At 38.6% G+C, this 11,985-nt stretch carries 10 protein-coding genes, 1 pseudogene and 1 other annotated feature (1 of these 12 only partly in view); of the genes and pseudogenes, 10 read left to right on the top strand and 1 reads right to left on the bottom strand.

Annotated features, from left to right (window positions below):
* Window positions 1-131, bottom strand: a pseudogene (locus ACOI1C_RS16925) (IS4 family transposase); the annotation flags it as partial.
* A gap of 750 nt (window positions 132-881) precedes the next feature.
* Between ACOI1C_RS16925 and ACOI1C_RS16920 the strand changes: the two are divergent.
* The 10 genes from ACOI1C_RS16920 to gltX all read left to right on the top strand — a co-directional run bounded on the left by ACOI1C_RS16920 (window position 882) and on the right by gltX (window position 11,840).
* Entirely contained in the window at window positions 882-1,550 is a 669-nt protein-coding gene (locus ACOI1C_RS16920; protein ID WP_422511772.1) for an MgtC/SapB family protein, read from the top strand.
* A gap of 132 nt (window positions 1,551-1,682) precedes the next feature.
* On the top strand, window positions 1,683-2,144 hold the full coding sequence (locus ACOI1C_RS16915; RefSeq protein ID WP_422511771.1) for a CtsR family transcriptional regulator: 462 nt from the start codon (window positions 1,683-1,685) through the stop codon (window positions 2,142-2,144).
* A gap of 41 nt (window positions 2,145-2,185) precedes the next feature.
* Window positions 2,186-2,734, top strand: a complete 549-nt coding sequence (locus ACOI1C_RS16910) for a UvrB/UvrC motif-containing protein (RefSeq protein ID WP_422511770.1) — start codon at window positions 2,186-2,188, stop codon at window positions 2,732-2,734.
* A gap of 4 nt (window positions 2,735-2,738) precedes the next feature.
* On the top strand, window positions 2,739-3,839 hold the full coding sequence (locus ACOI1C_RS16905) for a protein arginine kinase (RefSeq protein ID WP_422511769.1): 1,101 nt from the start codon (window positions 2,739-2,741) through the stop codon (window positions 3,837-3,839).
* Window positions 3,836-6,280: an ATP-dependent protease ATP-binding subunit ClpC gene (gene clpC / locus ACOI1C_RS16900; RefSeq protein WP_422511768.1), complete on the top strand. Its 2,445-nt coding sequence runs from the start codon at window positions 3,836-3,838 to the stop codon at window positions 6,278-6,280. The genes ACOI1C_RS16905 and clpC overlap by 4 nt, the downstream gene beginning before the upstream one ends.
* A 78-nt stretch (window positions 6,281-6,358) precedes the next feature.
* Window positions 6,359-7,738: a DNA repair protein RadA gene (gene radA, locus ACOI1C_RS16895; protein WP_422511767.1), complete on the top strand. Its 1,380-nt coding sequence runs from the start codon at window positions 6,359-6,361 to the stop codon at window positions 7,736-7,738.
* A gap of 226 nt (window positions 7,739-7,964) precedes the next feature.
* Window positions 7,965-9,053: a PIN/TRAM domain-containing protein gene (locus ACOI1C_RS16890; protein ID WP_422511766.1), complete on the top strand. Its 1,089-nt coding sequence runs from the start codon at window positions 7,965-7,967 to the stop codon at window positions 9,051-9,053.
* A gap of 12 nt (window positions 9,054-9,065) precedes the next feature.
* Window positions 9,066-9,752, top strand: a complete 687-nt coding sequence (gene ispD, locus ACOI1C_RS16885) for a 2-C-methyl-D-erythritol 4-phosphate cytidylyltransferase (RefSeq protein WP_422511765.1) — start codon at window positions 9,066-9,068, stop codon at window positions 9,750-9,752.
* A gap of 14 nt (window positions 9,753-9,766) precedes the next feature.
* On the top strand, window positions 9,767-10,246 hold the full coding sequence (ispF, locus tag ACOI1C_RS16880) for a 2-C-methyl-D-erythritol 2,4-cyclodiphosphate synthase (RefSeq protein WP_422511764.1): 480 nt from the start codon (window positions 9,767-9,769) through the stop codon (window positions 10,244-10,246).
* A gap of 136 nt (window positions 10,247-10,382) precedes the next feature.
* Window positions 10,383-11,840, top strand: coding sequence for a glutamate--tRNA ligase (gene gltX / locus ACOI1C_RS16875; protein WP_422511763.1), 1,458 nt, complete (start codon window positions 10,383-10,385; stop codon window positions 11,838-11,840).
* 40 nt (window positions 11,841-11,880) lie between these two features.
* Window positions 11,881-11,985 (top strand) — a binding site (T-box leader) (it continues 125 nt past the right edge of the window).

Below are 11,985 nucleotides of genomic sequence, written 5' to 3'. Positions count from 1 at the left end.
CCATCATGAACAAGTCCTGTAGTTTCAACGATTTGAACGGGCATTTCAGTGAGGGGAGAGTAGCTGACATGCAGTTTGATTCCTGCACGCTCTCCGTGATAAAGGGCCCAAGGAAGTCGTGACTTTCCCACTGTGATCGTGGTGGAGTCTACCAAGAGAAGCTCCTTTGAAATCTTTAGTGATCGACGTGTCACCAAGATTGCATTTAGACACAACTAAATGGAATAATTTCTTCATGATGTTGTAGTCCAAATGACCACCCTTTTTTGAGAGAGTGGAATGATTAATCTTTGGAAGTCGATGCTGGTCGCCTACATCAGCGCATTCTCGATAACTTTTGAGCTCATTCATTGAAGCACAGAGCAGGTAATTAATAAGTGTTACAACATCAAGTTTAAACTGTATCTTTGTAGCCGATGGCATCCTGAATAGAAGCTATTTCTTCTTCTGAAACAATTTTTTGAAACAAATTGTGGAATGTGTTATTCTTCTTCAAGAGGGCACCTCTTCTGTAGTTTGTTTGTCAGCAAACATCATTCTACAAGAAAGGTGTCCTTTTTGGTATACTTTTTTTGGGTTTTATTGGTTAATCAACACTCGTGATAATATACGCCTTTTTAGGCAGATGTCTTTTGGTTGACGCATAAAACTGAGTTTCGACACATAACGCTGCGATTTCAGTGAAGCCTTCGGTTTTCTAGTAAACAATTACGTAAAGAACTCATTAGTTAGTAAAAAAACAAGATCATTAATGCGAAAGTAGCTCATTCATAGCGTTGCCTTTCTGCATTTCATAGGTCATCTTTTTATCGTATAGCATATTATTTCCCCAATCTCTATACCCTTTGATAAAGCACAGAATAGAGAAGGGGGCAATTTTGATGATGAATATTACGCTTCATCCTGAACTTCCAATCATTGTGGGGAGGTTGTTGTTAGCCGTTTTATTATGTGGATTAGTTGGAATAGAGAGAGAGGTTAATCAACATCCAGCAGGATTTCGAACCCATCTATTAGTTGGTGTAGGTTCTTGTCTTATGATGATTCTCTCATTGTATGGGTTTGAACCTTTTCTAGATAATGAACATATACAATTTGACCCAGCAAGGATTCCATCCTATGTGATTAGTGGTATTGGGTTCCTCGGTGCAGGAACAATATTAGTGAAGGATTCGACAGTAAGAGGACTAACAACTGCAGCATCTATATGGGTGGTAGCAGGATTAGGTTTAATTATCGGTGTAGGCCTTTATTCTGTTGCTATTATTACAACTTTTATCATTTTGGTCATTCTTATAGCCCTAAATAAGTTCGAGAATCATTTCTTACAGAGAAGAAGAAGAGATTACCTAAAGGTAAGTATATCAGTAAGAGAAGAGCTATTTAAGGTCATACAATGTATTAATGAATTCAATGGGAAAATCACAAATATTGTTTGCCAGCAAGATCAAACCATAATTTCGTTTAATTTAAATGCATATAATCAAGTCGACTTACTTGAACAGTTATTTTTAATTAAAGGAGTACATAATTTTACAAAGTTAAAATGAAATCATTATGTTTTGATCGTTTTTTGGCAAGGATAGTTCTAGACTAAGTGTTGATAGTTGAAAATTCATGTAGGTCTTTATATAATGTTATTATAGTCAAAGATAGTCAAAGTCAGAAGGGCAGGGGGTTGAGTGAGAAATATATCTGATGTTATTGAACATTATTTAAAGCAGGTATTGAATGTTAGCAGGGACAAGGCAATCGAAATTAAGAGGAATGAGATAGCAGATAAGTTCCAGTGCGTTCCATCTCAAATCAATTATGTTATTAATACGCGCTTTACATTGGAAAGAGGCTATATAGTTGAGAGCAAGCGTGGCGGAGGGGGTTACATCCGAATCGTCAAGGTTGAAATTCATGATAGAATCCATCTGATTGATCAAATATTGCAGTTAATTCATAAGGAATTGTCACAAAGCAATGCTGAGGACATAATTGTTAGGCTTGTAGAAGAAGCCATGATCACTCATAGAGAAGCTAAAATTATGTTAAGCGTCATAGACCGTTCAGTCCTGATGTTAAATTTACCATATAGAGATGAACTCCGTTCTCGTCTACTAATATCGATGTTAAATACATTGAAATATAAATAGCCAATCCGAATTTCTTTAATCGCCTAGGGGAGTGGTGACTAGTGGTTTGTCAAGAATGTCAAAAAAGACCCGCAACTTTGCATTTTACTAAAATCATAAATAGTGAAAAGTCGGAAATTCACTTGTGTGATCAGTGTGCAAAGGAAAAAGGTGAGCTTTCTATGTTTTCAGAGGGGGCTGGTTTCTCTTTCACTAATTTACTTGAAGGATTACTTAACTTTGAACAATCTTTTAAGGGAACAGCAACAAATGCATTTACACAAACGGAAGTATTACAATGTGAACGGTGTAAAATGACGTTCCAACAATTTGTAAAAGCAGGAAGATTTGGGTGCTCAAACTGCTATAGGACCTTTCAGCTCCAGCTTGAACCAGTGTTGAGAAGATTGCATAGTGGAAATACAATTCATACTGGTAAGATCCCGAAACGGATTGGTGGAAATATCCATGTGAAGAAGCAAATCGAGCAATTAAGAGCAGAGCTAAAAGAATTGGTAACTAAGGAAGAATTTGAGGCTGCAGCCAAGTTGAGAGACCAAATAAGAGAATTAGAAGGCTCATTAAACAATCAAGATAGGGAGGGGCATTAACGCTATGTCACTTCAACGATTTATTGACCAGGCAGTTAGTCCATGGATGAGTCAAGAAGGCCCAGATGCTGATATTGTATTAAGCAGTCGAATACGGCTTGCACGTAATATAGAGATGTACCAGTTTCCTATTGTTTCTACAAACGATGAAGCAAGTGAGATTATACATTTATTTGAAAAATCACTAGTTAATCAGATATATGATACGGTTGGTAAATTTGAATTGCTGAGAATGAATGAGCTTCAGCCCATTGAAAAGAGGGTGCTTGTCGAGAAACATCTGATAAGTCCACATTTAGCAGAAGATGCGAGTTTTGGAGCATGTTTACTTTCAGAAAATGAAGCTGTTAGTATTATGATCAATGAAGAAGACCACATTCGCATTCAGTGTTTATTTCCAGGGTTTCAATTGACAGAAGCACTTAAAGTGGCAAGTGGATTAGATGATTGGATCGAGGAACATGTAGATTATGCTTTTGATGAAAAGAGAGGCTACTTAACAAGCTGCCCTACAAACGTTGGAACTGGGATGAGAGCATCTGTCATGATGCATTTGCCATCCTTAGTCATCACACAACAGATGAATCGAATCATTCCTGCAATCAATCAGTTAGGATTAGTGGTTAGAGGAATATACGGTGAAGGTAGCGAAGCTTTGGGGAATATCTTTCAAATTTCTAACCAAATAACTTTAGGGAAAACCGAAGAGGATATTGTAGAAGATTTAAAGAGTGTCGTTCAGCAGTTGATTGTTCAAGAACGATCAGCACGTGAGGCTTTAACGAAAACATCTGGAATCCAGCTGGAGGATCGTGTTCATAGGTCATTTGGTATTTTGGCCTATAGTAGAATCATTGAGTCGAAAGAAGCTGCTAGGTGCTTGTCGGATGTGAGACTAGGCATTGATTTAGGTTTCATAAAAAATGTATCTCGTAATATACTTAATGAACTAATGATTTTAACTCAGCCTGGATTTTTACAGCAGTATGCTGGAGGGGCACTTAGAGCAAATGAACGTGATGTTAGAAGAGCAACCATAATTAGGGAAAGATTAAATATGGAAAAAGATCATTTAATGAATGATGAAGGAGGCAAAACGATATGATGTTTGGACGTTTTACAGAACGTGCTCAGAAGGTCTTAGCTTTGGCTCAAGAAGAGGCAGTCCGTCTAGGACACAATAATATAGGTACAGAGCATATATTGCTTGGTCTTGTTCGTGAAGGTGAGGGTATTGCCGCTAAGGCACTATTGGCTCTCGGTCTAAGTCCGGAAAAAATTCAAAAAGAAGTAGAGACACTGATTGGCAGAGGACAAGATGCCTCACAGACTATTCATTATACACCAAGAGCAAAGAAGGTAATTGAGCTTTCGATGGATGAAGCTCGGAAACTAGGTCATTCGTATGTCGGAACCGAACATATCCTACTAGGTCTAATTCGTGAAGGTGAAGGTGTTGCCGCACGAGTTTTAAATAACCTAGGGGTTAGCTTGAATAAAGCCCGTCAGCAAGTCCTGCAGTTGCTTGGTAGTAATGAGTCTTCATCGAGCTCACACCAGGGTGGGACCTCTGTCCATGCCAATACACCAACCCTTGATAGTTTAGCGAGAGATTTAACAGCTATTGCTAGAGAGGGAAGCCTCGATCCAGTAATAGGACGCAGTAAGGAAATTCAACGTGTTATTGAAGTACTAAGTCGTCGAACAAAAAACAATCCAGTTTTAATTGGAGAGCCTGGAGTCGGTAAAACAGCGATTGCAGAAGGATTAGCTCAACAAATTGTTAACAATGAAATCCCCGAGACGTTAAGAGATAAGCGAGTGATGACTCTTGATATGGGAACTGTTGTTGCAGGAACAAAATATCGCGGAGAATTTGAAGATCGTTTAAAGAAAGTGATGGATGAGATCAGGAATGCAGGAAATATTATCTTATTCATTGATGAACTTCACACATTAATTGGTGCTGGTGGGGCTGAGGGTGCGATTGATGCATCTAATATCTTAAAGCCATCATTAGCAAGAGGCGAACTTCAATGTATTGGGGCAACTACATTGGATGAATACCGAAAGTATATTGAAAAGGACGCGGCTTTAGAAAGACGTTTCCAGCCAATCCAGGTGGATGAACCAAGTGTTGATGAGTCCATTCAAATTTTAAAAGGCTTACGTGACCGTTATGAAGCACACCACCGCGTATCTATAACAGATGAAGCCATTATAGAAGCCGTAAAATTGTCTGATCGATATATTCCAGATCGCTTTTTGCCAGATAAGGCCATTGATTTAATTGACGAAGCGGCCTCAAAAGTACGTTTACGCTCTTACACAACTCCACCTAACTTAAAAGAGTTAGAGCAAAAGCTAGAAGAAGTAAGAAAAGAGAAAGACTCAGCTGTCCAAAGTCAAGAGTTTGAAAAGGCAGCTTCACTAAGAGACACCGAGCAGCGAATTCGTGAACAGTTAGAAGGAACCAAAAAGACTTGGAAAGAAAAGCAAGGGCAAGAGAATTCAGAGGTTACAACTGAAGATATCGCCCTCGTTGTAGCTGCATGGACTCGAATACCGGTTTCAAAGCTCGCGGAGTCTGAGACTGAAAAGCTATTAAAGCTTGAAGAAATTCTCCACTCGAGAGTAATTGGTCAAAAGGAAGCTGTAATAGCAGTCTCAAAAGCAGTTCGTCGTGCGAGAGCGGGGCTTAAAGATCCTAAGCGTCCGATTGGATCCTTTATTTTCCTTGGCCCAACAGGTGTTGGTAAAACAGAGCTTGCTCGTGCTTTGGCAGAGTCCATGTTTGGTGACGAAGATGCTATGATTCGAGTGGACATGTCCGAATATATGGAGAAGCATTCAACTTCTCGCCTTGTTGGTTCCCCGCCAGGGTATGTAGGATATGAAGAAGGTGGTCAATTAACAGAGAAGGTACGAAGAAAGCCTTATTCGGTTGTCCTGTTAGACGAAGTTGAAAAGGCTCACCCAGATGTATTTAATATCCTGTTACAGGTATTAGAGGATGGTCGTTTAACTGACTCAAAGGGTCGTGCTATTGATTTCCGCAATACGATTGTTATTATGACATCTAACGTTGGTGCAGACACGTTGAGACGTAATAAATATGTTGGATTTAATGTCCAAGACGAAGGTCGGGACTATAAGGATATGAAAGGGAAGGTCTTGGAGGAATTGAAGAAAGCCTTCCGTCCTGAATTCCTAAATCGAATTGACGAAATCATTGTGTTCCATTCACTTGAAAAGAAGCACTTGAAAGATATTGTGACTCTTATGAGTGAACAATTAATAAAACGTTTAATTGAACAAGATATTGATTTAGTTGTAACAGACAGTGCACTAGATAAACTTGCGGAAGAAGGTAATGACCTTGAATACGGGGCACGACCTTTAAGAAGGTCCATCCAAAAGAATGTTGAAGACCGACTTTCTGAAGAACTATTAAGAGGATTGTTCGAAAGAGGACACAAGATTGAGCTTAGTGTTGAAAACAACGAGTTTGTTGTGAAACAGGTTGAGAAGTCAAGTATACTGTAGAGGGCTATTTGGCCCTCTCTTTTCTTTCATTTACCGATAACATTTATAGTTGAGAAACTGCTCAAGAAAGGAGTTACCATGGTCAAAATTAAAACAAAATTTATGTGCCAAGATTGTGGGTATGAGTCTGCTAAGTGGATGGGGAAATGTCCAGGATGTGGTGAATGGAATACCTTAACAGAAGAGATGGAACAAAGTAAGTCCTCTAGAAAACTCACCTTTACAACCTCAGCTAATGAAGGAGCTTCTAAGCCTCTTAGACTTAAGGAAGTCGAGACCATTCAAGAACCAAGGATTAAGACAGACATTACTGAATTTAACCGTGTACTTGGTGGTGGGATCGTTCGGGGATCACTCGTACTAATCGGAGGAGACCCAGGTATTGGAAAGTCAACACTCCTACTTCAGATTTCCGCCTACTTAGCATCAAATGATCAAGAGGTCCTTTATATATCTGGTGAAGAATCAGTCAAGCAAACAAAGCTAAGAGCGGATCGACTTACGGTCTCGTCAGATGCCTTATATGTGTTAGCTGAAACAGATCTTGAATATATCACAAAATCAATTGAACAGATTAATCCTTCATTTGTCATTATAGATTCCATTCAAACTGTTTATCATCCACAGATTCAGTCAGCACCAGGCAGTGTGTCACAGGTTAGAGAATGTACGTCTGAGCTCATGCGCATTGCAAAAACGAAAAATATAGCTATTTTTATTGTTGGCCACGTTACTAAGGAAGGCAATATAGCGGGGCCACGAATTTTGGAGCATATGGTAGATACGGTTCTATATTTTGAAGGTGAACGTCATCATTCATATAGGATCTTGCGGGCAGTTAAGAACCGGTTTGGCTCAACAAATGAAATGGGTATCTTTGAAATGAAAGAAGAGGGTTTGGAGGAAGTTAAAAATCCATCGGAAATCTTTCTTGAAGAACGTTCAAAGGGTGCGGCAGGATCAACAGTTGTAGCCTCTATGGAAGGGACTCGTCCGGTACTAGTTGAAATACAGGCACTCGTGTCTCCAACAAGTTTTGGGAATCCGAGAAGAATGGCAACAGGTCTGGATGTAAATCGCGTTTCCTTGCTCATGGCAGTACTTGAGAAACGGGTCGGACTGTTACTGCAAAATCAGGATGCTTATTTAAAAGTTGCTGGTGGGGTAAAGCTTGATGAGCCTGCTATTGATCTAGCTGTAGCTGTAAGTATAGCTTCTAGTTTTAAAGACCAAGCATCTTCTGCAACTGACATTCTCATTGGAGAAGTAGGTTTAACAGGAGAAGTTCGCCGGGTATCAAGAATAGAGCAACGAGTACAGGAAGCAGCAAAGCTAGGATTTAAACGAGCTATTATACCAACTAGAAATATAGGGAATTGGACAGTGCCAAAAGGGATTGAGCTTGTTGGTGTGGATCATGTAAAACAGGCTCTGCAAATCACACTTGGAAAATGGTGAGAGTAAAAATATGTAAAGTTGACATTTTTTTACTTTACTGCTATATTATCAAACAAATTGTACACCGAAAAAACAAATCATTTCGTCCGATACTTCCTATTATAGATAAATCTTTGTTATTTTTTTACAAGTCTATGTCAAATAGACAACATTTTTAACAAACAATTGTAATAATAGGTTTCAAAGATGGCAAAATGTTTATAATGAATTAATAGGAGGTGAATGTATGATAAAACGATTTGTACAATTAAGCTTTTTACTCATTGGTGGAACACTAGGAATTTTCTTAATCCCGTCCTTATTTTCTTTATTAGATGTGGGTACTTTTCCGTTATTAAATTCTCCTTATATAAAAGCTGGATTAGGTGCAATTATATTCTTTATCATAACATTTTGGTTAGTCGATTTTGTTGTTGACTTTATAAAATGGGTTGAAGAAGCTCTTGTAAAAGCACCTATTGTGGATTTGCTATTCGGAAGTTTAGGATTAATCTTTGGACTAATTGTGGCGTTTTTAATTGCTATTCCTATAAAGACGATTCAATTCCCACTTGTAAATACCGTCATTCCGCTCTTGTTAACCTTGTTACTTGGCTATCTTGGCTTTCAAGTAAGCTTTAAAAAGCGGGATGAATTAATCAATCTATTCTCGGTCAACCGAATGGGAAAAAAGAAAGAAAATGAAGAAGATGAAGTGATTGAGAAAGAAAAATTAAAGATCCTAGATACAAGTGTCATTATAGATGGCAGAGTGGCAGATATTTGTCAGACTGGTTTTTTAGAGGGGACAATCGTCATCCCTCAGTTTATTTTAGAAGAATTACAGCATATTGCCGATTCATCAGATGTACTAAAAAGAAATCGTGGGCGTAGAGGCCTAGATATACTAAATAGAATCCAAAAAGAACTAGCAATCAAGGTTGAGATTTATGAGGGTGACTTTGATGAGATTCAAGAAGTGGATAGTAAACTAGTAAAGCTTGCAAAAATAACTTCGGGTGTAGTGGTGACGAATGATTTTAACTTAAACAAAGTATGTGAGCTGCAAAATGTGGCCGTATTAAATATCAATGACTTAGCTAATGCTGTTAAACCAGTTGTACTTCCGGGAGAAGAGCTTAACGTCCAAGTCATTAAGGATGGTAAGGAATATAATCAGGGAGTGGCTTACTTAGATGACGGTACGATGATTGTTGTGGAAGACGGTCGAGAATACATTGGTAGAAGAATCGATGTTCTTGTCACAAGTGTACTTCAAACATCTGCTGGTCGAATGATCTTTGCAAAGCTAAAACTACTAGAAAAAGCATTGTAACGTGGAGGAAATATGAAATACAAAGTCGTGATACCGGCTGCAGGTCAAGGTAAAAGAATGAATGCCGGGATAAACAAGCAATTTATTCAGTTGGGACAGTTACCTGTCATTATCCATACACTAAGCGTATTTGAACATGACCCTGACTGTACTGGAATTATCCTTGTTATTAATGAGAAAGAAACCGCTACTTTTGAGGAAATGTTATGGACGTATCAGATCAAAAAAGTACAACACCTTGTTAGAGGTGGCAAAGAAAGACAGCATAGTGTTTATAATGGGTTAGTGAAGATGGATTCTAATGTTGAGCTGGTTCTAGTTCATGATGGTGCAAGACCCTTCGTCACAATCGAAAAAATTCACGAGCTTGTTCATGTAGCATCAAAACAGGGTGCCGCAATATTAGCGGTACCAGTAAAAGATACAATAAAAAAAGTGACTAATAATTTAGTGGATGAAACGGTTGAGCGATCAAGCTTGTGGGCTGTACAAACCCCACAGGCTTTTCGTGTTGCAATTCTAGTAGAGGCATATGAACAGGCAATACGAGCGGGTTTTATTGGGACAGATGAGGCAAGTCTGGTTGAATATTTAGGAATGCCTATCACGATTGTTATGGGTGATTATGAAAATATTAAACTAACCACGCCAGAAGATCTTACATATGGAGAATCAATTTTACAGAAACGTCAAAAATAAAGGGGGAATTTACTATGTTTCGAATTGGACAAGGCTTTGACGTTCACCAGCTTGGTGTTGGGTATCCACTGATTATTGGTGGCATTACGATCCCTTACGAGAAAGGGTTAATTGGACATTCTGATGCAGATGTTTTATTACATACGATTGCAGATGCTTGTTTGGGTGCTATCGGGGAGGGGGACATCGGAAAGCATTTTCCTGACACGGACCCAGCCTATAAAGGAGCTGATTCAGCCAAATTATTATCTCATGTTTGGGATTTGGTTGAACAACGTGGATATGTCCTGATGAATCTAGACTGTACTATTATTGCACAAATGCCAAAGATGGCCCCTCATATCGAAAGTATGAAAGAACAAATTGCTGAGTTACTTCATGCAACGCCTGGGCAAGTCAATGTCAAAGCAACAACGACTGAAAAGCTTGGCTTCACGGGTCGTGGAGAAGGCATTGCAGCTCAAGCGGTCATTTTAATTCAGAAAAAGATTTAAATAGGGCCTAAATCCGAGTGAATAGAAGGTGCAACATCCTTCATGTGATGATAAAATAAGGCTTGTTAGTTTTGAAATATTACTAGGGGCAACCCTTGGTTGAAGGATAAAAGCTTAATAGGATGGTGTTTATTTGATGTTAAATGAAGTACGAGTACGCTATGCGCCTAGTCCAACAGGGCATTTACATATTGGGAATGCAAGAGCAGCTATATTTAATTACTTATTTGCCAGAAATCAAAACGGAAAATTTATTATCCGAATTGAAGATACAGACCAAAAGCGTAATATTGAAGGTGGAGAAGAGAGCCAGCTGAAATATTTAAAATGGTTAGGTGTAGATTGGGACGAGAGCACAGATGTTGGCGGTGAATTTGGTCCATACAGACAATCAGAGCGTAATGACTTATATCAAAAATATTACGAAGAATTACTGGTAAAGGGTCTTGCTTATAAATGCTATTTCACAGAAGAAGAGATAGAGCATGAAAGAGAAGAACAACTTGCTCGTTCTGAAATGCCTCGTTATTCAGGAAGACACCGTGATTTAACAGAAGCTGATCGAGAAGCCTTTGAAAAGGAAGGAAGACAACCGAGTATTCGCTTCCGAGTACCAGAGGGAAAAGTGTATCGTTTTAACGATATGGTTAAAGGGGAAATAAGCTTTGAAGCTGATGGAATAGGTGATTTTGTTATCGTCAAAAAGGATGGCATACCTACTTATAATTTTGCTGTAGTCGTAGATGATTATTTAATGAAAATTACGCATGTACTTCGCGGAGAAGACCATATTTCAAATACACCAAAGCAGATGATGATATACGAAGCTCTCAATTGGTCCATTCCGACATTTGGACATATGACCTTGATTGTAAATGATCAGCGTAAAAAGTTAAGTAAGCGGGATGAAAGTATTATTCAATTTATTGAGCAATATGAAGCGTTAGGTTATCTTCCAGAAGCTCTATTTAACTTTATCAGTCTATTGGGTTGGTCGCCGGTTGGGGAGGAAGAGATTTTTAGTAAAGAGCAGTTTATTGAAATATTCGACCCAGCTCGTCTTTCGAAGTCTCCTGCTGTTTTTGATACACAAAAACTCACATGGATGAACAATCAATATATGAAGAAGCTAGACTTAGATCAGGTAGTCGGACTTTCTCTACCACATTTAGTGAAGGTAGGTAGAATTAGTGCAACTCCATCAGAATCAGAAATGGCTTGGGCACGAGATCTAATAGCCCTTTATCAGGAGAAAATGAGTTTTGGTGCTGAAATTGTTGAGTTAACAGAGCTTTTCTATAAGACTGAGATCCAATACGATGATGAGGCAAAAGAGGTCATATCTGAGGATCAAGTCCCAGAGGTTATGAAAGCATTTCTTGTTGAACTTAATCGCTTAGAGGTTTTTGGAGCTGAAGAAATTAAATCTGCAATTAAGGCAACTCAAAAAGCAACAGGTCAAAAAGGACAGAAGCTATTTATGCCAATTAGAGTAGCAACAACTGGACAAACACATGGCCCGGATCTACCAAAAGCAATCTCCTTATTAGGTAAAGAAAAAGTTACATTAAGAATTAAGCAACTTATTGGTTAACAATTGTTCTAATATGTAATATAGTAAGGGTATAATAAAATGTAAAATGCTGACGAGGAAAGTAAGTGCATATGTTCCTATTCTAGAGAGAACCATCACTGGCTGAAAGTGGTTCTAAGAACAATGCTTCTGAAGTGCACCTCTG

The sequence above is a fragment of the Bacillus sp. DJP31 genome (genome assembly GCF_049310945.1).
Lineage (GTDB): Bacteria > Bacillota > Bacilli > Bacillales > SA4 > Bacillus_BS.
Note: the sequence above shows the minus strand (reverse complement) of the source record. Positions and strands in the feature narration are given on the sequence as shown.

Excerpts from the sequence above, each read along its gene's own strand:
- ACOI1C_RS16920 (WP_422511772.1), top strand. The coding sequence starts at position 882 with ATGATGAATATTACGCTTCATCCTGAACTTCCAATCATTGTGGGGAGG.
- ACOI1C_RS16905 (WP_422511769.1), top strand. The coding sequence starts at position 2,739 with ATGTCACTTCAACGATTTATTGACCAGGCAGTTAGTCCATGGATGAGT.
- clpC (WP_422511768.1), top strand. The coding sequence starts at position 3,836 with ATGATGTTTGGACGTTTTACAGAACGTGCTCAGAAGGTCTTAGCTTTG.
- radA (WP_422511767.1), top strand. The coding sequence starts at position 6,359 with ATGGTCAAAATTAAAACAAAATTTATGTGCCAAGATTGTGGGTATGAG.
- ACOI1C_RS16890 (WP_422511766.1), top strand. The coding sequence starts at position 7,965 with ATGATAAAACGATTTGTACAATTAAGCTTTTTACTCATTGGTGGAACA.
- ispD (WP_422511765.1), top strand. The coding sequence starts at position 9,066 with ATGAAATACAAAGTCGTGATACCGGCTGCAGGTCAAGGTAAAAGAATG.
- ispF (WP_422511764.1), top strand. The coding sequence starts at position 9,767 with ATGTTTCGAATTGGACAAGGCTTTGACGTTCACCAGCTTGGTGTTGGG.
- gltX (WP_422511763.1), top strand. The coding sequence starts at position 10,383 with ATGTTAAATGAAGTACGAGTACGCTATGCGCCTAGTCCAACAGGGCAT.